This is a genomic window from Nocardia sp. NBC_01377 (assembly GCF_045040005.1).
Classification (GTDB): domain Bacteria; phylum Actinomycetota; class Actinomycetes; order Mycobacteriales; family Mycobacteriaceae; genus Nocardia; species Nocardia noduli.
Window position 1 is genome coordinate 4,545,055 of sequence record NZ_CP109566.1, and the last position, 25,544, is coordinate 4,570,598.

General features: G+C 68.5%; 22 protein-coding genes and 1 pseudogene. 20 read left to right on the forward strand and 3 right to left on the reverse strand.

The genetic code is table 11. The annotated features are described in order from the left end of the window. Positions 1 to 40 precede the first annotated feature (40 nt). The 7 genes from mftR (at position 41) to OG225_RS20990 (ending at position 6,920) form a co-directional block, all read left to right on the forward strand. Complete coding sequence (mftR, locus tag OG225_RS20960; protein WP_405176901.1) at positions 41 to 640, forward strand: mycofactocin system transcriptional regulator; 600 nt, start codon at positions 41 to 43, stop codon at positions 638 to 640. Positions 641 to 1,276: 636 nt separating this feature from the next. After that, complete coding sequence (locus OG225_RS20965) at positions 1,277 to 2,182, forward strand: STAS domain-containing protein (protein ID WP_109527097.1); 906 nt, start codon at positions 1,277 to 1,279, stop codon at positions 2,180 to 2,182. A 12-nt stretch (positions 2,183 to 2,194) separates the two neighbouring features. Then, on the forward strand, positions 2,195 to 2,584 hold the full coding sequence (locus OG225_RS20970; RefSeq protein WP_109527096.1) for an STAS domain-containing protein: 390 nt from the start codon (positions 2,195 to 2,197) through the stop codon (positions 2,582 to 2,584). A gap of 4 nt (positions 2,585 to 2,588) precedes the next feature. Then, positions 2,589 to 2,987: an ATP-binding protein gene (locus tag OG225_RS20975; protein WP_109527390.1), complete on the forward strand. Its 399-nt coding sequence runs from the start codon at positions 2,589 to 2,591 to the stop codon at positions 2,985 to 2,987. After that, positions 2,980 to 3,615, forward strand: coding sequence for a SpoIIE family protein phosphatase (locus tag OG225_RS20980; RefSeq protein ID WP_109527095.1), 636 nt, complete (start codon positions 2,980 to 2,982; stop codon positions 3,613 to 3,615). The genes OG225_RS20975 and OG225_RS20980 overlap by 8 nt, the downstream gene beginning before the upstream one ends. Next, positions 3,612 to 5,915 (forward strand): SpoIIE family protein phosphatase, encoded by a 2,304-nt coding sequence (locus tag OG225_RS20985; RefSeq protein ID WP_405176902.1) that lies wholly within the window; start codon positions 3,612 to 3,614, stop codon positions 5,913 to 5,915. The genes OG225_RS20980 and OG225_RS20985 overlap by 4 nt, the downstream gene beginning before the upstream one ends. Before the next feature lie 111 nt (positions 5,916 to 6,026). Beyond that, entirely contained in the window at positions 6,027 to 6,920 is an 894-nt protein-coding gene (locus tag OG225_RS20990) for an SGNH/GDSL hydrolase family protein (protein ID WP_405176903.1), read from the forward strand. Between the two features lie 133 nt (positions 6,921 to 7,053). On the opposite strand, the pseudogene OG225_RS20995 reads toward OG225_RS20990, so the two are convergent. Together OG225_RS20995 and OG225_RS21000 are read right to left on the reverse strand one after the other, a co-directional pair. Further along, a pseudogene (locus OG225_RS20995) lies at positions 7,054 to 7,473 on the reverse strand (phosphotransferase); the annotation flags it as partial. Between the two features lie 459 nt (positions 7,474 to 7,932). Further along, positions 7,933 to 8,961, reverse strand: coding sequence for a TIGR03857 family LLM class F420-dependent oxidoreductase (locus tag OG225_RS21000; protein ID WP_405183317.1), 1,029 nt, complete (start codon positions 8,959 to 8,961; stop codon positions 7,933 to 7,935). A gap of 160 nt (positions 8,962 to 9,121) precedes the next feature. Here OG225_RS21000 and OG225_RS21005 point away from each other — a divergent pair, with 160 nt between their 5' ends. Next, a complete protein-coding gene (locus OG225_RS21005; RefSeq protein WP_405176904.1) occupies positions 9,122 to 9,736 on the forward strand; it encodes a TetR/AcrR family transcriptional regulator in 615 nt (204 codons plus the stop codon). On the opposite strand, the gene OG225_RS21010 is transcribed toward OG225_RS21005, so the two are convergent. After that, positions 9,730 to 11,238, reverse strand: a complete 1,509-nt coding sequence (locus OG225_RS21010; RefSeq protein WP_405176905.1) for a sugar transferase — start codon at positions 11,236 to 11,238, stop codon at positions 9,730 to 9,732. The genes OG225_RS21005 and OG225_RS21010 overlap by 7 nt on opposite strands. A gap of 450 nt (positions 11,239 to 11,688) precedes the next feature. On the opposite strand from OG225_RS21010, the gene OG225_RS21015 reads away from it, so the two are divergent. The 12 genes from OG225_RS21015 (at position 11,689) to OG225_RS21070 (ending at position 25,538) form a co-directional block, all read left to right on the forward strand. Then, the gene (locus OG225_RS21015) at positions 11,689 to 12,951 is read left to right on the forward strand and encodes a methyltransferase domain-containing protein (protein ID WP_405176906.1); all 1,263 of its coding nucleotides are present in this window, start codon (positions 11,689 to 11,691) and stop codon (positions 12,949 to 12,951) included. Continuing rightward, on the forward strand, positions 12,948 to 13,730 hold the full coding sequence (locus OG225_RS21020; RefSeq protein WP_405176907.1) for a glucose-1-phosphate cytidylyltransferase: 783 nt from the start codon (positions 12,948 to 12,950) through the stop codon (positions 13,728 to 13,730). Before OG225_RS21015 ends, OG225_RS21020 begins: the two co-directional genes overlap by 4 nt. After that, complete coding sequence (locus OG225_RS21025) at positions 13,727 to 14,377, forward strand: PIG-L deacetylase family protein (protein WP_405183318.1); 651 nt, start codon at positions 13,727 to 13,729, stop codon at positions 14,375 to 14,377. The genes OG225_RS21020 and OG225_RS21025 overlap by 4 nt, the downstream gene beginning before the upstream one ends. Positions 14,378 to 14,380: 3 nt before the next feature. Then, positions 14,381 to 15,445: an NAD-dependent epimerase/dehydratase family protein gene (locus OG225_RS21030; RefSeq protein WP_405176908.1), complete on the forward strand. Its 1,065-nt coding sequence runs from the start codon at positions 14,381 to 14,383 to the stop codon at positions 15,443 to 15,445. 84 nt (positions 15,446 to 15,529) lie between these two features. Continuing rightward, positions 15,530 to 16,669, forward strand: a complete 1,140-nt coding sequence (locus OG225_RS21035) for a class I SAM-dependent methyltransferase (protein ID WP_405176909.1) — start codon at positions 15,530 to 15,532, stop codon at positions 16,667 to 16,669. Between the two features lie 378 nt (positions 16,670 to 17,047). Beyond that, positions 17,048 to 17,878, forward strand: a complete 831-nt coding sequence (locus OG225_RS21040; RefSeq protein WP_405176910.1) for a glycosyltransferase family 2 protein — start codon at positions 17,048 to 17,050, stop codon at positions 17,876 to 17,878. 29 nt (positions 17,879 to 17,907) lie between these two features. Beyond that, positions 17,908 to 18,957: a glycosyltransferase family 4 protein gene (locus OG225_RS21045; RefSeq protein WP_405183319.1), complete on the forward strand. Its 1,050-nt coding sequence runs from the start codon at positions 17,908 to 17,910 to the stop codon at positions 18,955 to 18,957. Beyond that, complete coding sequence (locus OG225_RS21050; RefSeq protein WP_405176911.1) at positions 18,954 to 20,129, forward strand: glycosyltransferase family 4 protein; 1,176 nt, start codon at positions 18,954 to 18,956, stop codon at positions 20,127 to 20,129. The genes OG225_RS21045 and OG225_RS21050 overlap by 4 nt, the downstream gene beginning before the upstream one ends. A gap of 164 nt (positions 20,130 to 20,293) precedes the next feature. After that, positions 20,294 to 21,607: a lipopolysaccharide biosynthesis protein gene (locus tag OG225_RS21055; RefSeq protein ID WP_405183320.1), complete on the forward strand. Its 1,314-nt coding sequence runs from the start codon at positions 20,294 to 20,296 to the stop codon at positions 21,605 to 21,607. Then, the gene (locus tag OG225_RS21060; protein ID WP_405176912.1) at positions 21,604 to 22,611 is read left to right on the forward strand and encodes a glycosyltransferase; all 1,008 of its coding nucleotides are present in this window, start codon (positions 21,604 to 21,606) and stop codon (positions 22,609 to 22,611) included. The genes OG225_RS21055 and OG225_RS21060 overlap by 4 nt, the downstream gene beginning before the upstream one ends. Positions 22,612 to 22,629: 18 nt before the next feature. Next, positions 22,630 to 24,000 (forward strand): hypothetical protein, encoded by a 1,371-nt coding sequence (locus OG225_RS21065; RefSeq protein ID WP_405183321.1) that lies wholly within the window; start codon positions 22,630 to 22,632, stop codon positions 23,998 to 24,000. Then, positions 24,000 to 25,538 (forward strand): hypothetical protein, encoded by a 1,539-nt coding sequence (locus OG225_RS21070; protein WP_405176913.1) that lies wholly within the window; start codon positions 24,000 to 24,002, stop codon positions 25,536 to 25,538. The genes OG225_RS21065 and OG225_RS21070 overlap by 1 nt, the downstream gene beginning before the upstream one ends. Positions 25,539 to 25,544 lie beyond the last annotated feature (6 nt).

Below are 25,544 nucleotides of genomic sequence, written 5' to 3' on the forward strand. Positions count from 1 at the left end.
TCAAGACCTCGGTCGACAGCCGAGCTGACATACTTTTCCCGTGACGACATCGGGCACCACCACCACCGGCCGCGGCCGCCCACGCGGCACCAGCAAACGCGAACTGGAACTGATCGCGATGCGGCTGTTCAGCGAACAGGGCTTCGACAACACCACCGTCGAACAGATCGCCGCCACCGCCGGTGTCAGCGGGCGCACCTTCTTCCGCTACTTCCCCACCAAGGCCGAGGTCCTGTGGGCCAGGTTCGACGACGAGGTCACCAACCTGCACACCGCCTTCACCACCGTCCCCGCCGACGAACCGATGATGACCGCCGTCCGCCGAGTCGTCGTCAACGCGAACAGATACCGCGCCGAGGACGTCCCCGAACTACGCACCCGTATGCAGTTGGTCAGCACCATCCCCGCCCTCACCGCCACCGCCGGAGCACACTACGACGCCTGGGAACGCGCCGTCAGCGCCTTCGCCGCCCACCGCCTCGGCCAATCCGAGGACGACCTCATCCCCCTCGCCGTCGGCCGCACCACCCTGGCCGCCGCCCGCGCCGCCTTCGACGCCTGGCTCCCCCGCGCCGACGCCGACCTCACGGTCTACCTCGACCAAGCCCTGGCAGCCCTCGAACACGGCTTCGCCATCTAGTTGCCCGCCCGACTGCACCTCCACTCATCCAGCCGAACTTCGCCATACACCCTGATCCAACGAACAGCCCGAGCCCCACAGGCAACCATTCACACCCACCTCACCTCAACAGCGCGAGCCCTACGAGCGCCCGTTCGCGGCCGTCTCGCGTCCGACCGGTCGAAACGCACCCACCACAGCCGCAAGTCTTACAAACGCCCCATTCACGGCCCCTCCCGCGCCCAGCCGATCGAAACGCACCCACCACAGCCGCAAGTCTTACAAACGCCCCATTCACGGCCCCTCCCGCGCCCAGCCGATCGAAACGCACCCACCACAGCCGCAAGTCTTACAAACGCCCCATTCACGGCCCCTCCCGCGCCCAGCCGATCGAAACGCACCCACCACAGGCGCGAGTCTTACGAGCGCCCTGTTCGCGGCCCGTCTCGCGTCCGAGCGGTCGAAGCGCATGCGACGAAGTCGCGAGTCTCGACCGCTCGGACGCGAGACAAAGGGGGCCGCGAACCCGCGGCCCCCGGGCCGCCAACACTGATGTTTCGTGGGCATTCGCCACGGGGTATGACTAGGCTCGGTGTCGGTTAGCAGCCGCACAGCACGATGATCCCGACCCACCCGTCGAAAGGGGCTGGAATTTCCATGTCCGAGGTGTCCATGAGCCTTTCGGCGGATTCGCTGCCCGCGGGACCGGTCGACAACCTGTTGCCACAGCTTGTCGAGCACTTGCGGCAGAATCGCACCGCCCTGCGCGAGGAGTGGGCACGTCGTATCACCGATGCGCAGCTGCTCACCGCGATGACCCCGGAGGAGATCTTCTCCGAGGCGACCTCCGTCTACGACAACTACGTCGAGGTGCTAGAGACCGGTAGCGTCGAGGCGCTACAGGCCTACGCGCGGGATCTGTCCGAGCGCATCATTCCGCGAGGGGTCGAGACCGACGAGGTCCTCGGCATCGTGCTGCTGCTGCGCGACGTGCTCGCCCGTTCGCTGTTCGAGAAGTACCAGTCGAATTTCGAGTTGCTGAACTCCGTCCTCGACGCCTACGAGCCCGCCGCCAACCGCATCGCGAGTACGGTGGCGATCTCGTTCGTGCAGGAGCGCGAGCGCGTCATCCGCCAGCAGCAGGAAGCCATCCGCGAACTCTCCACGCCTGTTCTCCAGGTGCGCGAGCAGTTGCTGATCCTGCCGATCATCGGCGTGCTGGACAGCCAGCGCGCCCGTCAGCTCACCGAGCAGTTGCTGCGGGCCATCCGCGCCAATCGCGCGAAGGTCGTCGTCATCGACATCACCGGTGTGCCGACCATCGACTCCACGGTCGCCAACCACCTCGTGCAGACCGTGGACGCCTCCGGCCTGATGGGCGCCAACGTCATCATCACCGGCCTGTCCTCGGAGATCGCGCTGACGCTGGTGACGATCGGGCTCGACCTGTCCAAGATGAATGCCGTCGGTGACCTCCAGGGTGGCATCGAAGAGGCCGAACGTTTGCTGGGCTACGAGGTCACCCGCGTGACCGACCGGCCTATCGAACGGGACGGGCGCTGATCGGTAGCCCTGATGCCGGTACCCATACTGAAGCAGGGCACGTATCTCATCGCGTCGGTTCAGTCGGCGCTGACCGATGCCGACACCGAGCGCCTCCAGGACGACCTGATGAAACAGGTCAGCAAATACAGAGCGCACGGCATCATCGTCGACGTCACCGCGATCGATGTGATGGATTCCTTCGCGGCCAGATCGCTGCGTACCATCGCGCATATGACGCAGCTCCGCGGTGCCGAAACGGTGATCGTCGGCCTGCAACCCGAAGTCGCTTTCGCCATGGTGCAATTGGGGCTCACATTCGAAGACATGCACACCGCCCTCGACCTCGAGGAGGGCCTTGCGTGGCTGGATCGCAAGGCTTCGGGACGTCGCCAGCGAGACGGTCGTGACAGTGGCCGCTGAGAACATGGTGATCGCGGTGAAGGTGTCGGGTGACATCGTGACCGCACGTCAAGCCGGACGGGAATTGGCGGCACAGCTCGGCTTCTCCCTCACCGACCGGACCATGATCTCCACGGCGATCTCCGAAATCGCCCGCAACATCACCAGTTACGCGGGCAGCGGGGAGATCCGACTGCTCGTCGGCGACCGAGAGGGGCGCCAGGCACTGGTCGTCCAGGCCGAGGATCAGGGGCCAGGCATCCGGGATATCGCGCGCGCGTTGGATGACGGCTATTCCACCGGTCGCGGTCTGGGACTGGGACTTCCGGGCGCGCAGCGCCTGATGGATCGACTCATCGTCGATTCGGCACCGGGGCGCGGCACGTTGATAGAAATGTGGAAGTGGGTGCCCAACGGTGCGTGACGACGGGATCATCGGCCGGATCGAGTGGGCGGTGGCCGGTCGCGCGCTTCCCGGGCAACACATCTCCGGTGATCGCTGCGTGGTGCTGGACGCGGGCGATGGCGGTGTCCTGTTCGGGGTGCTCGACGGTCTCGGACACGGCGCGGCCGCGGCGGACGCGGCCGACCGTGCCGCACAGGTACTTTCGGAGAACCGGGCCGAACCCCTCGACGTCCTGATGGTGCTGTGTCATCGGGCGATGGCCGACACCAGGGGCGCCGCGGTGTCGCTGGCCCTGTTCGGCATCGGTGACGCGATCCGCTGGCTCGGGGTCGGCAATGTCGAGTCCCGGGTGCTGAGCGCGAGCCCTGCCGGGTTGACGGTGCGGGCGACGGTGCTGCTCACCGGCGGGATCGTCGGTTACCGGCTGCCGCAGAACCTGCAACCGCAGACCGTGCACGTGCGTCCGGGGGATCTGCTGCTGATGTCGACCGACGGCATCGTCGCGGAATCGGCGGAGAGTATCGACCTCGCCAAATCCACCGCGGATATCACCTCCGAGATCCTGTCCCGCCATGCCAAGGACACCGACGACGCCCTGGTGCTGGCCGCCCGACATCGGGGCACGACGGTGAGCGAAGCGCCATGACGACGGTGCTCGCGGCCTTCCTCGACGCGTACACGAACGCGCTACGGCGACACCTGGATTCACCCAACCACGCCACCCTGTCCGAGGGGTACGAACTCGGCAGGCGGGCGCTGGTCGAGGACATCAGCCTGCTCGACCTGACCGAACACCATTTCCGTCTCGTCACCGCGGCGGAGGCCGCGCGGGTCGCCGAGATCGCCGAAAGCGGAGGGGTTTCCGGGACCGTCGATCCCCGGCTGGCCGAGGGTGCGCTCGAATTCCTGCTGCAAACCCTGGCCGCGCTCGATATCGCCACCCGCGGCTATCTCGACGGCACCCGCCGTTACGAGCAACAGCGTTCCCGCGCCGACGATCTCGCCGGGCGCGACGCCTTCCGCACCGCGTTGGTCGAGTCGTTGCAAGACGGCTTCTTCGTCGCGGATGCGAACGGCAGTGTCATCGAGGTCAATACGGCGTTCGGCGCGCTCACCGGATACGGCGCCGCCGGTGTGCCCTATCCGCTGCCGCATCCGTGGTCGGTGCCGTCGGGCCCGCGCTATCCCGATCTCGGCACCGAGGCTTCGCGATTCGTCATTCCCATCCGGCATCGCGACGGTCGGGATCTGTGGCTGGCGGTCAGTACGAGCGTCCTGATCGAGCCCGCCAACAACCAGCGGATCTTCGTCGGCACCATTCGCGACGTGACCGCCGAACACGACGCGCAGGCCAGGGATCAGGCGGCGTCGCGGCTGGCGACGGCGGTGGGCGCGGCGACCAGCGTGGTCGAGGTGCTCGCGGTCGGTCTGGACGAATTGCGGCGCACCGTCGGCGCGGAATCCGCGGTGGTGTCGGTCTGGCCCAATCGCCACGCGAGCCCCGAGGTCTACATGTCGGGAGCCATCGAGCCAGGCACGTCGAACACCGAGGGTCCGGTGCTGGACGAGCGGGCCCGCACGATGTTGGACCGGGCTCGGCGCAGGCTGCCGCGCAGTCTGTCGGCGATTCCGGAGGGCGCGCAGAGTTCGGAGGGGATCGTCGCACCGCTCGGTGAGACCGGCGATGCCGCGCTGTGGTTGCGCTTCGCCGCGCCGCGCGCCATCACCGCGGCGGATTGGACGATGTTCTCGCTGCTCATCGGGCATCTGAGTCTGGCGGTGCAGCGGGCGCGCAACTTCGACCAGGCGCGTTCGACCTCGCTCACCCTGCAACGCGCCATGCTCGGTCCGATCGAACTGCCGCCCCGATTCTCGGTGCACTACGAACCCGCGCTGCCGCCGCTCGAGATCGGTGGCGACTGGTACGACGTGGTGCCGTTGAAGGACGGGACCATCGGCGTGGTCGTCGGAGACTGTGTCGGCCGTGGACTGTCCGCCGCGGTGGTCATGGGCCAATTGCGCACGGCCGCACGGGCTCTGCTGCTCAGGGAGACCGGGCCCGCGCAACTGCTCGCCGAGTTGGACACGGTGGCGAGCCGGATTCCCGGCGCGATGTGCACCACGGTGTTCGCGGCGGTGCTCGATCCGCAGCGAGGGGTGATCCGCTACAGCAGCGCGGGGCATATGCCCGCGATCGTCGCCGATGTCGGCGAACGGGGAAGGATGTTGGAGGACGGGCGTTCGGTGCCGCTGGCGACCTTCGATATCCCGCGTCGCCCCGAGGCCACCGCGACGCTGGCTCCCGGATCGACCATGGTGCTGTTCACCGACGGACTGGTCGAGCAGCGCGGTGTCGACATCTACGACGGTTTCGACCAGATCGCCGAAGTCCTCTCCGACACCACTGGCAAACTGCCGCGCGAGGTGGCCGACGCGGTCCTGTCGCGGCTGCGCCCCGACGGCGGATACGACGACGATGTCGCCATGGTGGTGTACCGGCAGCCGCCCGCGCCGTTGCGCCTCACCGTCGCCGCGCACGCCGATCGGCTCGCCGGATTGCGCCGTGCCCTCAAGGCCTGGTTCGCGGCGGCGGCGGTACCGCACGATCTGGCCTCGGATCTGGTCGCGGCCGCCAACGAGGCATGCAGTAACAGCATCGAGCACGCCTACCGGGATATGGCCGGTGAGCACGAGGTCGAACTCACCGCGACCTGCGATACCGAGACCGTCGCCATCGTCGTCACCGATTCCGGTGGGTGGAAACCGCGTTCCGCCGATCCGGGTACCCGTGGCCGCGGCATCGACATGATGAGCGCGCTCACCGAGAATCTCGATATCGACCACACCGAATTCGGTACGACGGTCCGCATGTCGATCACACTGCCCGCCATCAAGTCACCGGTGGCGAATCCACTGCGCGGCACCCACCGACGCCTGGCCGGGTAATCGACGGGCAGCCGAATCGCCGCGTGACCTTTGCCGGGATTCCTCGGCGGGCTGCTAACTTTCCAACGACGTTCGAACGAATGCCCCGCACCACTCCCGACGGAGGCATCCATGAGAATCACGCCCGCGTTGATCGCCGCCTGTGCCGCGATCGGCACCGTACTCACCGCACCGCATTCCTCGGCGGCCCCCGGCTACGACGAGTACGTCGCGCTCGGCGATTCCTGGGCGGCCGATGCCACCCTCGCTCCGTCCCTGGTCACCACCGAATTCGTGCCCGCGGGGTGCGCGCAGCGGATCGACAACTACTCCAGGCAGGTCGCCGCGGCGCTGGACATACCGACCTTCCGCGATGCGGCCTGCGCCGGTGCCGTCACCGCCGATATGGTCGTCGACCAGCCGGTGGGCCGGGATCTGTGGCCGGGCGCCAACACCCCGCAATTCGATCGCCTGACGCCCACCACCGATCTGGTCACCGTCCTGATCGGAGGCAACGACGTGGGGCTGGCCGCCACCGTACGCGGGTGCTTGACCGTCGATCCCGCGGTGTCACCGTGTCAGCGCACCTGGGTCGTGGACGGCGTCGACCGTATGTCGCAGAATATCGCCGCCGCCGAACCGCACGTCACCGCCGCGATCGAGGGAATCCGGCAGCGCTCCCCCGACGCCCGCGTGCTCATGCTCGACTATTTCGAGGGGGTCGCCGCCACCGGCGGCTGCTTCCCGACCATCCCGATCTCGCCGACCGATGTCGATTGGCTGGCCGCCAAACTCGTCGAACTCGACGCCATGCTCGCGCGCGTGGCGCAACGCACCGGCGTCGAATTCGTCGACACCTACACCGGTTCGGCCGGACACGACGCCTGTCAGGCCCCGGGCGTTCGCTGGGCCGAGGGACTCGTCCCCTACACCAGCGATCCTCCCGGGCCCGCCCTACCGTTCCACCCCAATCAGCTCGGCGTGAACTATCAAGCGCGCACCGTGATCTCGGCACTGACGGCCTGACGCCGACGTTCGGTCGCATCCCGAATCGGTAGTCCTGCCAGCAGGTTTCCCGGTCATAGCCGGTGATGGCGTACTTCCCCAGTGCGTCGTGGTAGCGGTGGACCAGATCGGCCTCGTGCTCGCGGCGCGCGTCGGGCAGCAGGCTGGTGCCGAGGAAGTAGGCGAGATCGCGGGCGGGCAGTCCGACGCCCATGGTCTGCCAGTCGACCACGCTCACCGCGTCCGCGGCGGTGTCGAACAGCAGGTTGTCGAGCCGATAGTCACCGTGCATCAGCGAGTACCGCTCCCGATCGTGCAGCAGCCACGGTGTGACGAGTCCCATGGCTGCGGTGAGGGTTTCGCGCTCGTCGGCGTCGATCCGGTCGCCGAGCTTGTCGAGCACGATGCCCACGCCCATCTCCGCGATCTGTCCGAGCCCACCGGAGGCGGCGGTATCCCCCCCGGTTTGGGCATCGCGCATTCGGTGAGCTCGAGCCAGCGCGGATCGCACCAGCTCGGCCCGTGCAGGCCCGCCAGCGCGGTGACGGCCAGCTCCGCGTCGTGGGCGCCGCATCCGGCGAGCTGATCGCCCTGCACCGCGGGGTTCATATCGGCGAGCAACAGGGCGAATTCGCTGCCGTGCTCGTTGATATCGCTGTAGTAGCAGCGCGGGGTCGGAACATGCAGCCCGGCGACCGCTTTCGCGTAGAAGGCGACCTCGCTGACGTAACCGAGCACGACGCCCGCGCGCACCGAATCGTCGAGTACGGGAAGTTTGATCACGAAGGTCGCGGGCAGGGTTCCCTGCTCGGACAGGTAGGTCGGGGTGAGGCGGTAGGTCGCGCCGGTCTGGCCGGTGCCGACCGCCCTGACATCGACAGCACCGATGGTCACCGGGTTCTCGGCGGTGCTCAACGCGGCGGACAGCCAGGCGCCGGTCACCTCGGAGGGATGACGCGGAATCGTCACGGGTGCGTTCATGGGGCTCACATCTTCTCGCGGTGGGTCGGCGGCGCTGCGGCCGAGACGAGTGTCACGGATTCGCCGTGCGCTCGCGGTAGGAGCTGACGATCGGATCGAGTTCGTCGGGGGTGCAGCCGTGCATGATGACCGCGTCGGCGCCGTAGTCGAATTCGCGGCGGATCCGGTCGACGCACTGTGCCCCCGATCCGGTGGCCGAGACCTCCAGCCATTCGTCGGGCAGCAGCGTCGCGATGTGCTCGATCTGTTCGGCCGACGCCTTGTGGTCGATGCCTACGGGGATCGAGTTGACCACCGCGTCGGCCCGGAAGCGTTGCAGTACGGCCGGATCCCAGTCGTTGGTCCGCACGAGCAGATCGCCGTAGCCCTGGAGGTAGGTGGCGAGGCGAGCGACGGTCTTCTCGAGCCGCAACTCCTCGGGCAGATGATCGCCCACGGTCGCGAAACACGACCACACCCGCACGGCGTCGGGATCGCGGCCCGCCTCCTCGGCGGCCTCCTTCACGATGTCGACGCTGCGGCGCAGGGTGTCGGGGGTGAAGTAGGTGTGCAGGATGATGTCGTCGAAGGCGCGCCCGCCCAGGGCGAGCGAGCGGGGACCGAAGGCGACCAGGCCGAGGCGGATGTCCTCCCGGAAATCCGGGTCGAGGAACAGCACCTGATACTTGCCGATGGGACCGTCGTGGCCGATGATCACCTCCCCGTTCCACAGCCTGCGCATGACCTGCGCGAAATCCTCCATCTGGGCTGTGGTCACCGCGGGCACCCCGAAGGCCGCGTACATCGCCGCGACGCCGCGTCCGATGCCGAGGGTGAAACGTCCGCCGGAGAGCCGGTGCATGGTGGTCGCCCAGGATCCGGTGATGAGCGGATGGCGGGTGTTGTGATTGGTCGCGGCGGTGGCGATCCGCATGCGTTCGGTGACCGCGCACGCCGCGCCGACCAGCGAAGCGGCCTCCTTCACGTTCCATCGTTCGGAGATGAACGCCGTGCCGAAACCGAGTTCCTCACCCCGGCGGGCCTCCTCGACCAGGGTCCGCGGACCCTCGCCACCCGCGCCCGCCAGCAGGTAGTAGCCCAGTTCGTCGAGTACGCGGACTCATCTCGCGACCTCTCGGATGCCGATCTCGCCGACACCCGGGTACGGCGGAAGTGTGGCCTACGTCATGATCGGCCCTTTTCGTGTGATGTATTTGACGCTCGTCAACCAAGTTAGTTGTCGAGCGTCTAATATCGCAAGGGTGACTTCTCCGCCCCCGCGACTGACGCAGCCGGAGCGCGTCGAACTCTCCAATCGAAGGCTCGTCCTCGCGGCGATCGAACTGATCGCCGAAAAGGGATGGGAGGCGACCACGGCGGCGGAGATCGGTCGACGCGCCGGCTACAGCCGGGCCATGGTCCACGCCCGCTACGGCAGCAAGGACGCCATCCTCGAAGCGTTCTTCCAGCAGGACTACGTCGAGCGGCTCGCACCCGATCCGCGGCCGGACGCCACCGGACTCCAGCGGGCGGTCGCGCATTTCGACCGCGTCGGGCAACTGCACGGCGAGGATCCCGATTTCCTGCGCGGCATGTTCATCGCGGGTTTCGAGGCGGTCAAGACGACATCGGGGTTACGCCCGCGCGTGCAGTCCTATCTGCGGCGCGGAACCGACCGGGTCGCGGCGGGACTGCGAGGCGGGATACAGGACGGATCGGTGCGCGCCGATATCGATATCGAGCGCGCGGCGACCGACGTGGCGATGGCCGTCTTCGGCGTCGCCTTCCAGTGGACGGTGTTTCCCGACTTCGATCTGGTCCTGGAACTGGAATACATTCGGGCGCGGCTGATCCGAACCTACGGCACCGCTCAGTAGGCCCCGTCGCCCGCGGCGACAGCGCGCACGGTCTTGGCGATGATGCGCAGGTCCAGCAGCATGGACCAGTTCTCCACATAGGACAGATCCAGTTCGACCGACTCCTCGGGAGCCAGATCGGAACGTCCGCTGACCTGCCACAGCCCGGTGACACCCGGGCGCACCAGCAGGCGTCTGCGGGTGATTCCGTTGTAGGAGTGCACTTCCCTGCGCACCTGTGGCCTCGGTCCGACCACGCTCATATCGCGGCGCAGCACGTTGAAGAACTGCGGCAGCTCGTCGAGGCTGTACTTGCGCAGGAACCGGCCGACCGGGGTGACTCTCGGATCGTTCTTCAGTTTGAAGAACAGCGGATTGCCGCCGTTACCCGCGATCAGGGAGCCGACGTGGCGGTCGGCGTGCATGTACATGCTCCGGAATTTGATCATCCGGAAAGGTTTGCCGTCCATACCGATTCGCTCTGAATGATAGAAGACCGGACCTTTGCTGGTGATTTTCACCGCGACCGCGACGGCGAGCAGCGCGGGCGCGATGAGGGCCAGGGCGAGCAGCGAGAAGCAGACGTCGAACACCGACTTGCTCAGCGACAGCGCGCGGTCGTACTGCGGTTTCTCGATATGCAGCATCGGCATGCCCGCGAGGACCTGATTCGACATCCGGGTACCGGAGATGTCCATGACACCGGGCGCGACGATCAGTTCGGCGCCGAAGGTGTCGAGATCCCAGGCCAGACACCGGATATCGTGCGGACCGAGCCGATCGGTCGCCATCACGACGACGGTGTCGGCGCCGGTGCGGCGGGCCGCGCGCACCACCGAACGGTCGTCGCCGGTCACCGGGATATCGCGCCCGCCGACTCGGATCGTCTGCGGGGCGGCCGGATCGGGTCCGGTCGCGGTGCACACGCCGACCACGTGGTAGCCGTGCAGGTGATTGCGCGAGAACGCGGCGGCGATGGCGCGCGCCGCGTCGGGACCGCCGACGACCAGCACCGAATGCCGATACCGGCCGAGCGCGCGATGACGTGCCGCGTGCGCGCGCCATATCGTTCTCGTCGCCGCCAGGCCGACGAGTCCGAGCGGCAGCGCGACGGTGAGATAGTCGTGGGTGAGTTCGACGCGCAGAGCCAGCGACACGATCGCCATCAGCCCGAACAGGTTCAGTGTCGCCGCGAGGATTCGGCGATATTCCTCGCCGCCGACCCCGACGGTGCGCCGAGACCGAGAACCCTTCCAGCCGAGCAGGATCGACCAGGCCGCGACGATGCCCGCCGAGAACAGGGTGTTGCGCAGGCCGAGTTGCGGGTTCCAGAACAGCGGCGCCGACGCGGAGGCGTCGATGGTGAACAGTTGCGCCAACGCCACCGAGGCCGACATCACGGTGATATCGGTGACGGCGATACGACGTAGATAGTTGGTACGCCAGCCGTCGCGTTCGCCGGGGCGGGCGAAATGCAGGCGCAGGTCGACCGCGCCACCGGAGGCACCGAGCTCGAAAACCATGAAAAGCACCTGCTTGAAGCTTGAACCGTCGCATTCTTCGCGGCCTAGGAGGCCGCGCGGAATTCCTGGGGCAGTACGTCCGGCGACGTCGGGGCGGAGACGATTCGAAGCCGGGCCGATCTGTTGCGAAAGTATTGCTCGCCGCATGGGCTCCGCACAAGCGGTAGGAGACAGGTCACAATGTGGCCGATGTTTGGCTGTGCCGTGATCGGGTAAGAGCGTACGAAACGAGGTGTGCGAAAAATTCATCCCATGTATCCGATCGCGGCGACTTCCGCCCGATCGGCGGTAACTGAAAACATGCTGTTCACCCGGCGATCGACAATTCCCGCGACCCTTCGACTCGCAATCGTGGCGCGCGGATGATAATTTCTCCCGGTCGGCAGGGAAGTCCGCTTCTCGGGCTGCGGGGCGCCGCCGATATCACATCAGTTTTCGAGTGGAGCCCGCGTGCGTTGTCGTTTGTGTGACTCGGTCCGACTGTCGAGCATTGTGGACCTCGGAGCCACACCCCCGTGTGAGAAGTTCCTGGCCGCCGACGAACTCGACCTGCCCGAGCAGACCTATCCGCTGCACCTGCGGGTGTGCGAGGACTGCCTGCTGCTCCAGATACCGGCGCTGATCACCCCCGAGGACACCTTCACCGAATACGCCTATTTCTCGTCTTATTCCGACAGCTGGGTGCGCCATGCCGCCACCTTCGTCGACGAGGCGATCAGCCGGTTGGGGCTCACCGCGGACTCGTTCGTGGCCGAAGTCGCCAGCAACGACGGATATCTGCTGCGCCACGTGGTCGAGGCCGGAATCCCCTGCCTCGGTATCGAACCCTCGGTCAATGTCGGGGCCGCCGCGCGCGAGGCCGGCGTGCCCACCGTCACCGCCTTCCTGGACGAGACCCTGGCGCGGCGGATACGCGACGAACACGGCCCCGCCGATCTCGTGGTGGCGAACAACGTCTACGCCCACATCCCGGATCTGCGCGGTTTCACCCGGGCCCTGCGCACGCTGGTGGCCGAGGACGGCTGGCTCTCGATAGAGGTGCACCACGCGCTGCCGCTGGTGCGCCACGGTCAGTTCGACACGATCTATCACGAGCATTTCCAGTACTACACGTTGCTGTCGGCCCAGCGCGCCCTCGCGAGCGCCGGGCTCACGGTGGCCGACGTGACCGAATTGCCGACGCACGGCGGGTCGCTGCGGATCTGGGCCAGGCCCGAATCGGTCGCCGTGCCGACCGAGCGGGTGGCCGCGCTGCTCGAACGCGAGGCCGCCGAGGGTCTGCACGACGTCGCGGGATACGCGGCGCTGCGCACCCGCGCCGAGACCGTGCGCCAGGACCTGTTGCGGTACCTGTTGGCGCAGCGCGAGGCCGGGCGTCGGGTGGTCGGCTACGGCGCGCCGGGTAAGGGCAACACGCTGCTGAACTACTGCGGTATCCGGCCCGACCTGCTCGAGTACACGGTGGACCGCAACCCGTACAAACACGGCCGCTACACCCCCGGCACCCGCATCCCGATCCACTCCCCCGAGCGCATCGACGCCGACCGGCCCGATGTGGTGGTGGTGCTGCCGTGGAATCTCGAATCCGAGATCACCGCCCAACTGCGCCATATCGGCGAATGGGGCGGGCGACTGGTCTACCCGATGCCCACCGTGCGGGTGGTCGACCCGAACGCGGTCGGCTCCGACGTCGTGGAGGTGGTCCCGGCATGAAGGTGGTTCTCTTCTGCGGCGGATACGGAATGCGTATGCGCCACAGCGATACCGACGTGGTGCCCAAGCCGATGCAGATGGTCGGCCCGCGTCCGCTGATCTGGCACGTGATGCGGTACTACGCCCATTTCGGGCACCGCGAGTTCATCCTGTGCCTCGGGTACGGCGCACACCACATCAAGGAATTCTTCCTCGGCTACCAGGAGACGATGTCCAACGATTTCGTCATCCGAGACAGCAAGGTGGAACTACTCGGCTCCGATATCGCGGACTGGACCATCACCTTCGTCGACACCGGCGTCGAATCGGCCATCGGCGAACGGCTGCGCCGGGTGCGCCCGCACCTCGACGGCGACGCGATGTTCCTGGCCAACTACTCCGACGTCCTGACCGACGCGCCGCTCGACACCATGGTCGATCGGCTCCGTGAATCGGGCGCGGCCGCTTCCATGATGGTGGTTCCGCCGCAGTCCTCGTTCCACTGCGTGGAGATGCGACCCGGTGGCGAGATCAAGGACATCACGCCGGTGGCGCGGCTGCCGATCTGGGAGAACGGCGGCTATTTCGTGCTCACCCAGGAGATCTTCGATCACCTGCCGCCCGGTGGCGACCTGGTCGAGGACGCCTGCGGCGCGCTGGCCGCGCGGGGACGGCTGCTCGGTTACCAGCACTCGGGATTCTGGAAACCCGCCGACACCTTCAAGGAACGGGCCGAACTCGACGCCGGCTACCACCGCGGCGACCGTCCGTGGATGGTGTGGGAGCCGCGGTCACCGTGATCACGCTGACCACCGCGCCGCTGCGCGAGATCGCGATACTCGGCGCGCACTGCGACGATATCGCCATCGGCATGGGCGCGACCCTGCTCGCGCTGACCCGTCGCCACCCCGATCTGCGCGTGCGCGCCCTGGTGCTCTCGGGCCGCGACACCCCGCGCGCCGAGGAGGAACGCAAGGCGCTGGAGAGTTTCTGCGGCACCGCCGATCTGGAACTGACCGTGCTCGACGTCCCCGACGGGCGGGCCCCCGCGCACTGGGCGGCGGTCAAGGACGCGCTGGCGGCGTTCCGGGGCGGAACCGAGCCGGAGGTGGTCTTCGCACCCCAGCGCGGTGACGCCCACCAGGATCACCGGACCCTCGCCGAACTGGTGCCCACCGAATTCCGTAACCATCTCGTCCTCGGATACGAGATACTGAAGTGGGAGACCGACACCCCGAAACCGGAACTCCTGCATCCGGTTTCGCCGGAGCTCGCGGCCGAGAAGGCACGCCTGCTCATGCAGTGCTATCCCTCGCAGGTGGGGCGGGACTGGTTCGACGAAGCGGCGTTCCTCGGTCTGGCACGGATCCGAGGGGTGCAGTGCCATGCCGCGTACGCGGAGGGTTTCGTGATCGACAAGGCTGTCATCGAGTTCGGAGGAATGTAGCGGATGCGTGTACTCGTGACCGGCCATCAGGGCTATCTCGGCACCGTCATGGTGCCGGTGCTGCGCGCGAGCGGCCATGAGGTGACCGGACTCGACATCGGCTACTTCGCCGACTGTGTCCTGGGTTCGGCGCCGCAGGATCCGCCCGGTATCGCGGCCGACCTGCGCGATGTGACGGCCGAGCAGCTCGTCGGGTTCGACGCGGTGGTCCACCTGGCGGCGCTGTCCAACGATCCGTTGGGCGCGCTGGTCCCCCAGATCACCCACGACATCAACCATCACGCGTCGGTACGGCTGGCCAGGCTGGCCAAGGACGCGGGCGTGACCAGATTCCTCTACGCCTCGACCTGTTCGGTGTACGGGTCGGCGGGCGACGGCCTGGTCGACGAGAGCGCCCCGCTGCGACCGCTGACCCCCTACGCCCAGAGCAAGGTCCGGGTCGAGGACGATCTGGTGGCGCTGGCCGATTCCGGGTTCAGCCCGGTATTCCTGCGCAACGCCACCGCGTTCGGATTCTCGCCGCGTCTGCGCGCGGATATCGTGCTGAACAACCTGGTCGGTCACGCGGTGCTCGACGGGGTGGTCAAGGTGCTCTCCGACGGCACGCCGTGGCGTCCGCTCGTGCACGCCGAGGACATCGCGCGCGCGTTCGCGGTCTGCCTGGAGGCGCCGACCGCGGCGATCCACTGCCGGGCCTACAACATCGGCACCGAGACCAACAACCTCACCGTCGCCGAGATCGCCGACGCCGTGGCCGCGGTGGTGCCCGGCGCGAAGGTGCTGATCACCGGGGAGTCAGGGGCCGATCCGCGCTCGTACCGGGTCGATTTCGCCGCCGCCCGCCGCGAACTCGGATTCGAGGCGCGCTGGAGCGTCGCCGCCGGGGCCGAGGAGCTCTACACCGAATACCGCGACCGCGGTCTGACCGCGGTCGATTTCGCCGAACGCTTCGTCCGGCTGTCCCGGCTGCGCGAACTCGGCGAACGCGGGGATATCGACGGCGAATTGCGCCGGATCGGCCATGCCGCCGCGTCCGCCGGTGACAGTCCGGTCAGGGTCGGTGGGTGAGGTGAGTCGAATCCGCCGGGGCGCGTCCCCGAATCCCCAGTGCCCGCCGGTGACGGCCGAGCGACGACGGCGGCGCGATCCCCGATGAGCGCCGTCGTCAGCGCCGCTTGCCGGGCGTGCGGCGGCCGGGACCTGGAGACCGTCCTCGATCTGGGCCGCATGCCCGCCGCCGACCACTTCCCCGCCGCGACATCACCGGTGCGGCCGCAGGAGTCCGCCCATCCCCTGTCGATGACGCTGTGCCGCGCCTGCGGGCTCGCCCAGCTCGGCGCGGACGACACCGAAACCGCCGAACCGCGCGGGGTCGAGCCGCGCGCGCTGCGCGATCAGGCCGCCGACGCGGTCGCACGGGTGGCGTCGGCGGGTTTGCTGCGCGGTACGACGGTGCGCGAATTCGGTAGTCCGCACGGCGGTAGCTGGCTGGGGTCGCTGGCAGAACGCGGTTTCACCCCGACCGACGGACCCGCCGACGTGGTGCTCGACAGCTTCGGGTTGATGCACGAACCGGACCAGCGCGCGGCGTTCACCGCGCGGGCCGCCGCCACCGCGCCCGGTGGGGTCCTGCTCGTGCAGTACCATTCGCTGCATACCATCGTGGCGGGAGAACAGTGGAATGCCTTGCGGCACGGTCACTTCGCTTACTACACACTGGCCGTACTGCGCACACTGCTCCGTTCGGCCGGTTTGTCGGCGATCGCCGCGTGGGAATTCGATCTGTACGGCGGCACGGTGATGATCGCGGCCGTTCACGACGCGGCGGCCGAGACCACCGTCGTCGATATCGACGGCCCTGAATCGCTGGGACGGGTGCTCGCGCGCGAGCACGGCATGGACGACCCCGACCTGGTGCGAGGACTGCAACGCGCCGCCGACCGCAATACCGCGGCGCTGCGCGATCGACTGGAAGAGTTTGCCGCCCAGGGATCGACGGTCTACGCCTACGGCGCCGCCTCGCGCGCTGTCGCGCTGCTGTGCCGGGCCGGTGTGCACAGAGGTTTGCTGGCGGCGGTGGCCGACGCCTCCCCCGCCAAACAGGGCAGGCGGATGCCCGGCACCGACGTGCCGATCATCGGGCCGCTCGAACTGGTCGCCGCCGACCCGGACCGGGTGCTGCTGACCATTCCCGACCTGCGGGCCGAGGTCGAGGAAACCTATCCCGAACTGGCCGGACGCTGGTTCATCGACGAACCGTCCGCGATTTCCGGGGAGCGGCCGATCCGATAGTGCGCTGGCAGGGGTGGCGCCGCTGTGAGGTCGACCACGTGCGGTGAATCGGGGTTCCCACCCCAGGTAATTCGAGATAGCTTTTCTATTGCTCTGCCGATTCTTTCATTCGGAATTCACAGGGCATTACAGACAAGGGCAGTATGAAAGTTCCCGGGACACGGCCACGACGAGTGCCGCCGGACCATTCCCCCCGCACCGATTCGGCGTGTTGGACGCGATTCCTTCTGTGCTAGGTCGCCTTGTCCGCCGATTCTCTCGCGAAAACGTGATGTCGGCCCTCGGTTGCCATGCCACGTCCACCAACAATTCACATCGTATTGCCGCCATGTTGCCGAACTTATTTCTATCAGATTTATCCTATTAAAAGGAGGGGAAGTGGTCAGCCTTTCGGTATGTGTCCCCGCCTACCAAGCCGGACGCACTCTGGAACCGACGTTGCGCTCGATTCTGAGCCAGGACGCCGACTTCGAACTGCTCGTGCTCGACAACGCGAGCACCGACACCACGGGGGAGATCGCGGCGTCGTTCGACGACCCGCGATTGCGGGTGGAACGCAACGATTCGAGTCTGCGCATCGGCGACAACTGGAATCGGGCGATCCACCTGTCCACCGGCGACCTGGTCAAAGTCGTGTGCGCCGACGACATCCTGCTGCCCGGCTCGCTGGCCGCGCAGCTCGAGGTCATGCGTGATCGCACCTTCGCGATCAGCTCCTCCCGTTTCCAGGTCATCGATGAGAGCGGCGAACTGCTCGAGACCGATCTGGGACTGCCCGGCCTGGACGGTGTGCACACTCCCCGTTCACTGGCGCGCACCATCGTGCGACGCGGACCCGCAGACTTCGGCCCGACCGCGGCGGCGATGTTCCGGCGCGAGCATTTCGACAAGGTCGGCGGACTGCGCGGGGATCTGGTGTTCCCGATGGATGTCGACCTGTTCGCCCGCGTCGGGCAGTTCGGCCTGTTCTACGGACTCACCGAAGTCGCCGCGGCGTGGCGCGATTCCACCTTCAATCTGTGCAGCCGGACCTCGACGTTCAGCAAACTCACCGAACTGCTGCGGTTCCATCACCGGCTCGCGCGTGACTGCCCGCGCCTGCTCTCGCCGCTGGACGTGGCCGTCGGCGATCTGCGCCTGGCCCGCGAAGTACTGCACCGGCTGCGGGTGCGCACCACCGCGCTCGCGCTGACGGGACTGCGGCGATGACGGCCTCCGAGAGCCCCGTGCGGGTCCACATGACCGGATCGGAATGGTTCGGCTCCGCGCCCGGCGGATTGAACCGCTATTTCACCGATCTGCACGGCGCGCTCGCCGCCCGTCCGGATGTCGTCGTCTCCTCCGCCGCCTTCGGCACCGCGCCCGAGGGCGGCGGTTCGTGGGGTCCGGTCGGCGGATCGACCCTGCGACGTGCCCGCACCGCCTACCTCGACCGCGCGGGCGCGGGTCCGGTGATCCTGGACCGGCATTTCGCGCTCTACGGGCCGCCCGCCCGTCGCGGGCATCCGCTCGTCGTGCATTTCCACGGCCCGTGGGCGGCCGAGAGCCGGATGGCGGGCGGCGGATCACTCGCGGTCCGCGCCAAATTCGCGCTCGAACGGCTCCGGGCCCGAGGAGCCGACCGGTTCGTCGTCCTGTCCGAACATTTCCGCGACCTGCTCGTCTCGGACTACCGGATGCGGCCCGAGGCCGTTCGGGTGCTGCCACCGGGCGTCGACCTGGACCGCTTCCCGCTGCGCGAACGCGACGAGGCGACCGCGCGACCGCTGGTGCTGTGCGTGCGCAGGCTCGAACAGCGGATGGGAATCGACGTCCTGCTGCGCGGCTGGCCCGCGGTGTTGGCGGCGTGCCCCGACGCGCGCTTGGTGATCGTCGGCACCGGCACCGCCGAGGCGGCGTTGCGCGAACAGGCCGCCCCGTACCGCGACACCGTCACCTTCGAGGGCACCGCGACCGACGAACGGCTCGCCGAGCTGTACGCGCGGGCCGCGTGCACCGTCGTGCCCTCGGTGGCGCTGGAGGGGTTCGGGCTGATCGCGCTGGAATCGCTGGCATCCGGTCGCGCGCCGGTGGTGACCGACTGCGGCGGACTTCCCGATTCGGTACGTGGGCTCGACCCGTCGCTGATCGTCGCGGCGGGTGACGCGGACGCCTTGGCCGCCAGACTCGCCGCCGCGCTGTCCGGGGACCTGCCCGATCCGGCACGGTGCCGCGCGCACGCGGAGACCTTCTCCTGGGCCACCGCAGCCCAACGGCACGTGAACCTGTACCGGGAGTTGGCAGGATGATCACCGCCGTCTTCCTCACCCATACCGCCGCGCCCTCGGGCGCCGAACTGGCGACGCTGCGCCTGCTCACCGCGCTGGAGCGTGGCGGGTCGGTGCGCGCGTCGATGCTGCTCACCGAGGACGGACCGCTGGTCGCGTTGCTGCGCGCCCGAGGTATCCCGGTGGCGGTGTGGCGCAACGATTTCGACAGCCGATCCCTGACCATCTCCGGATCGGGACCGCTCGGCCTGCTCCGCGGCGCGGCCGATCTGGTGCGACTCGGTCGCGGTCTCGGCGCCGCCGTCGCCGAGACCGGTGCGGACGTGGTGGTCGCGCAGAGCACCAAGGCACTGTTGATGGGCGCGATCGCCGCACGGCGGGCCGGGGTGCCGCTGGTCTGGCAGGTCCACGACCGGATCTCCGGTGAATATTTCGGCGGTCCGCTGGCATTCGGGCTGCGTGTACTCGGCTGGCTGGCCGCGCGAGGGGTCGTCGCCAACAGCCGTGCCACCCTGCGGACGCTGCTGACCCGGCGCAGGCCGCACACCGTCGCCTATCCGGGCCTGGAACCCGGTCCCGCGATCGAGCGTGAGGCCCAGCGCGCGCCGGACGAGGTGCGGATCGTCATGGTCGGACGCCTCACCTCGTGGAAGGGCCAGGATGTGCTGTTGCGCGCGGTGGCCCTGCTGCGGCACCGGCCGATGACGGTACGACTGGTCGGCGGCACCTTCTTCGACGAACAGGACTACCGCGCCGAATTGGAGCGCCTCGCCGCCGAACTCGAGGTTCCCGTCGAATTCACCGGCCATCTCGGTGATCCCGGTCCCGAATTCGCCCGGGCCGATATCGCGGTGCACTGCTCGGTGACGGCCGAACCGTTCGGCCAGGTGGTCGTGGAGGCGATGCGGGCGGGTTGCGCCGTCGTCGCGGCCGACGCGGGCGGCCCCACCGAAATCGTCCGCACCGAACACGACGGACTGCTCGTCGCGCCGGGGGACGTGGCCGCGCTGGCCGGCGCGCTGGACCGGCTCATCGCCGACTCCGCGCTGCGCACCCGGCTCGGCGAATCCGCGCGCGAACGCGCGGCCGATTTCGGCATCGAGGCGACCGCCGCTTCGGTGACCGCGCTGCTCGACACCGTGGTGCGCGGGCGCGCATCGGTTTCCGATCCGGATTCGGCGGCGTCGCGATGACGTTGCCCACCGAGCGCACGGTCCCCATCCGGATCCGCCCGCGCTACTACCCGGTCTCGCTGGACGGTCTGCGCGCGCCCGAATTCGATCCGCCGACCGAGATCCTGCCGGTCCAGTTCGTCGACCCGCCGACGGTCAAACTTCCGGTACTCACCGTCTCGCTGCTGACGTCGCTGCCCCAGCCCTCCGCCGAGGCCTCACGCACCCGCGAACTGCTCGGCGTGCTGCGCGATATCGCCTACGTCAGCTTCGGCAAATACGGCCAGTACCTGGTGACGGTGGCGACGCTGCCGATCATCGCGCGCGTGCTCGGCGCGGCAGGACTCGGTCTGCTGGCGATCGGGATGTCGTCGTATTTCCTCGGGTCGCTGGTCGTCGACCTCGGGATCACCTCGTTCCTCGCGGCGCGAGTGCAGGAGACGGGCGTCCGTCGCGATTCGGTGAACCGCACGCGCGGAACCTATCTCGCGATCCGCGCGTCACTGCTCGGCGTTCTCGGACTCGCACTGGCCGTCGGCATCGCGTTCAGGGCGCCGGAACACCTGCACATGATCCTGCTCGGACTTTTCGTCGGCGGTTTCTGGTCGATGTCGGAGGACTGGGTCCTGATCGGACAGGGCCGTTTCGGGGCCTCCACGGTCTACCAGGCCGTCGCCCGACTGGCCTATCTCGGACTGCTGCTCGTCGCGCTGCCGCACTGGCCCACCGCGACGGTCGCGCTGCTGTGCCTGCTCGCCTCCGCGGTGGTGAGCGTGTTGCTGACCTGGTGGGACACCTGGCGTGGTTTCGGCCCGCCTGCCCGGCCGCGCGAGGTGTTCGCGATGCTGCGGGTGGCCGCGCCCGTCGTCACCGGCCGACTGATGACGACCAGCTACGGCCAGGGGTCGGCCACCGTCTACGGTTCGGTGCTCGACGCGGTGTCACTGGGTCTGTACTCGGCCTCGGACCGGTTGGTGCGCGCGGTGCAGTCGATGCTGGACCCGATCGGGTTCGCGTTACTGCCACGGATGGCCAAACGCAGCGGCGAGGCGCGGTTCTGGCCCGACGCCCATCGCGCGCTCGCCGCCTGCGTGCTCGCGGCGTGTGTGGCGTGCGCGGGACTGTGGTTCGCCGCGCCGACCATCGTCACCCTGGTCTTCGGCCAGGAATTCGAAGGGGCGGTGGCGGTACTGCGACTCGAGGTGCTGATCCTGCCCGCGACCACGGTGACCTCCTTCGTCACCACCGCGGTGTTGCCGGTGCGCCAGGACACCGTCGGTGTGCTGATCGGCGCGGTGACCGGCACGGTCGTCGCGGGAATCGCGCTGCTGCTCGCGGTGCGGTCCCATTCGGTGTGGACCCTGGTCGGCGGCATCGTCGCCGCCGAGATCGCGGTCGCGATCTGGTATCTCGCGCGGATGCGCGGGTTGATGGCACGAGAACGCAGAGCGGCGCGCGCCGCACCCTCGCCCACGGTCTCGGAAAGGCGGACGCCATGAAGATCCTCTTCGTCGGCGACGACTGGCTCGGAAGCAACGCACGCTCACTCGCCGAGGGTTTCCGGCGGCTCGGGCACGAGGTCATCATGGTCGACTCGACCCCGGCGACCCTGCCGCCGCGGCTGTCGCCGTCGTGGCTGTACGCGAAATCCCACGAGCAACGCGCGCCGTGGACGGTCGAGCACGTCCACACCCGGATCGAGCGCGCCGCGGCCGAACTGCGTCCCGACCTCGTCTTCGCCTTCAAATCGGTCCATCTGGACCAGCGCAAGCTGCTCGATATCCCGGCCAGGCTGCATGTGCACTACAGTCCCGACGACGTCGCCAACCCGGTGAACACGACACCGGACTACCTGGCCCACGAATCCGAGTGGGATCTGGTGGTGACGACCAAACGGCACAATGTGCCCGAACTGCTCGATCGAGGCGCGAAGGAGGCACTCTTCGTGCGCAGTGCCTACGACCCCGCCTGGCATCATCCCTGCGCCCGGCGCACCACCCGCCAGTACCTGGTCGGTTTCATCGGGGCGTGCAGGCCCGACCGCCGCGACGGCATGGTCTCGCTCGCGCGGGCCTACGGCGCGCAGTTGCTCGTCGCCGGGCCCGGCTGGCGGCGGGTGCGCCAGTTGCGCACCACCCGCGCCGAAGTCGCGGGCGCGGTCTACGGCCAGGACTTCTCGATGACGGTGGCGTCGGTGACCGCGAACCTGGTGCTGCTCAACTCCGACAACCGCGACACCCACACCTGCCGCACCTTCGAGGTGCCCGCCGCGGGCGGTCTGTTCGTCGGCGAGCGCACCGACGAACACGCCGAACTGCTCGAGGACGGCGCCGAGGCGTTCCTGTTCTCCAGCCGCGACGAACTCGACGAGATCCTCGAGCGCGCGTCGCTGTATCCGGATCAGGCGGCCAAGATCGCCGAAGCCGGCTTCCGCCGCATCATCGACGGCGGTCACAGCTACGCCGATCGAGCCGGGGAGATCCTGCATGCGCTGGACCGATAGCGCGGTGCGGCCGTGACGATGCCCGCCCTCGAACCCGAAATCCTCGTCATCATGGCGGCATTGGCCACCATGGTGGTCGCCGCCGCGCTGACCTCGGGTGTGCTTCGGGTTCTCCTGGTCGCGCAGGCGCTGTACTGGGCGATGTCCTACGTGGCCCGGCCCGCGGTGCTGCTCACGGTCCTGCCCGATCCGCATTTCGGTGACAACGTGGCCGATCCACGCCTGGCCGCGCTCGGCTACGACGTCGCGATCGGCGAGGTGCTGCGCCCGGTGGCCTTCGGCCTGTCCGTGTACGCGCTGCTGGTACTGGGCTACGCGCTGTGGTCGCGACGGAATCGGACACCTCGGGTCGCCGTGCTCGCGGGCGACCCGGATCTGACCGCCACCCTCGGCGTGCTCTACGTCCTCGGCACCATGGCCAGGCTGGCCGCCGCCGCCACCGGCGCCGCGGGCGGTGCGGGTGAAGTACAGAGCGCCTCGCCGATTCTGAGCCTGCTGACCATGCCCGCCACCCTCGGCGCGGTCGGACTGATTATCTTCTACCGCTCGGCCAAACCCGTGAACACCGCGCTGCTGCTCGGCATCCTGATGCTCGGCGAGTTGTGGTGGACCACGACGATCCAGTCCAAGACGCCGGTACTCGGCGCGGCGCTGGCCATCGCGGTGCGCTTCGCGCTCACCGGCTGGTCGCGGGGCAAGATCGCGGGCATCGGGGCGGTGTCGATCGCCGGCATCGCCGGATTCGACTGGCTGCAATCGCTCAAGTCGACCCCGTATCTGCGCGCCCAGGCCGAACTCATCGACTCCGCCTACCCGGAGCCCGTGCGACCGTTCCTCGGTCTGCTGCGCCGGTTCGATCTGCTCGAGGCCGCCACCGACGCCTACTACACCGGCCCGTCCTCGTGGCTGTCGCCGGGCGAGGTGGTCGGCCACCTCGCGCGCAGCATGATCCCCGGCCAGTTTCTGGCGGAGCCGAAATTGCAGTCGGGTACCGCGTGGGCCACCGAGGTGCGCGGCGCTTCGGTCGACATGAGTCAGATCTCGGTCTCGCTGGCCGAGGGCAATGTCAACGAGGGCTACGTGATCGGCGGGACCACCGGTGTCGTGGTCGGCGTGGCGTTCACGGCGGTCGTGCTCATCTGCTGGTCGCGGTCGCTGTACTCGCGGCATCTGCCCGCCGTGATGTTCGGCATCGCGCTGGTCGAGGTGCCCGTGGTCTTCGAACGCGGAATGCTCGGCAGCGCGGAAACTCTCGGAAAATATCTCCAGGTCGTCGTCCTCGCGTGGCTCACCCATCTCGTGGTCGTCGAATGGCGGCGTTACAGACAACGAACGACCACGACCGGTACCGCGGTTCCGGTGTCCGTGGGAAGCGAAGGAAGCGAATAATGGGATTTGTCGACTACCTGCATATCGCCCGCAGGCGCTGGGCGGTTCTGCTGGCCGGGTTGGTGCTGGGCGTCGTGCTCGCGGCGTTCCAGATCCAGTCGACACCCGCGACCTACTCCGCCTCGAGCACGATGTACGTCTCGATGGCGACGGGAACCTCGGTCGCCGATTCCTATCAGGGCGGGTTGGCCGCGCAGCAGCGCGTGCGCTCGTATCTGGAACTGGTCTCCAGCGACGCCGTGGTGGACAGGGTGATCGGCCAGCTCGGGCTGCGGCTGTCCCGCGACGAGATGCGCGGCAAGATCACCGTCGACGCCCCGCCCGCGACCACGCTGTTGACGGTGACGGTCACCGACGAGGATCCCGAGCGCAGTCGTGTGATGACCGACGAGGTCGTCTCGCAGTTGCGCGCGCTGGTCGACGATCTGGAGACCATCGAGCGCACCGCCGCGCCCGCCGCCAGGGTCGCGGTGGTCGACCGCGCGGAACGTCCGACCGACCCGAGTGGACCGCAGTCGACGAAAACCCTCGCCCTCGGCATCCTGGCCGGTCTCGTGCTCGGCGCGGGCGCCGCGTTCGTGTGGGAGCGGCTGGACCGTACGGTGCGCGCCGCCACCGAGTTGGCTTCGCTCGGACCGATTCTCGGTTCGGTGACCCCCGGTGCGGAATCGGAGACCGACGACCTGCGCGCACTGCGGGCGCGGCTGCCCGAGCAGGCGAAATCGGTGCTGATCTCGTCGATCGGCCCGCTGCCCGCGCCGAATGTGGCAGGCGGCCTGGCGAATACGCTCGCCGCGACCGGCGCGCGGGTGCTGCTGATCGATACCGCGGCCGGGCGCACCGTCGTCACGGCGGCCGATGTCGTCCGGGCCGACGTGACGCCCGCCGTCGCGGACCGACCGCTCGTCCCCGAGGGTGACTGGCCGGTGCACCACAACGGTCAGTCCGCCCCGGTCGCCCCGGTGCCCGTCGCGGCGACCGACGGCGGCGAGATGCTGTTCGAGAACGCGGCCCAGCGCACGACGGTCCTGGATCTGCGCAAGATTCCGGCCAAACCGCCGGTCGGCGACGGCGGGTCCCCCGCCGCACCGCCGCATATCGCCGCACCCGCGCATACCGTCGCCCCGCCGCAGCCCGCCGTCGCGCGCTCGGGCGGACTCGGCGCACTGCTGCGCGGCGAAACCGCCTTCGCCGACGCGGTACTCGCGCCCGGCGAGCAGTCCTATTCGCTGCTGCCGCTCGGCGACGCCGATCCGACGACCTCGGATCTGCTCGCCTCCGATCGTTTCGACACCGTCCTGACCGACGCCGAGGCGCGGTTCGACCACGTCGTCGTCGCGGCCAGCGGAACCGACGCGCTCGCGGTCGCGGAGAAATGCGACGCGACCGTCGCGGCTGTCGAACTCCCCGCCCGCAGCCTCGACGTCGTCACCGCCGACCTGAACGCGCTGACCGGCGCCGGGGCGACGCTCACCGGACTCGTCACGGTGCCGGTGCGCCGCCGATGGGGCCGCCGCATCGTGCAGGTGCGTGAATGACGGCGC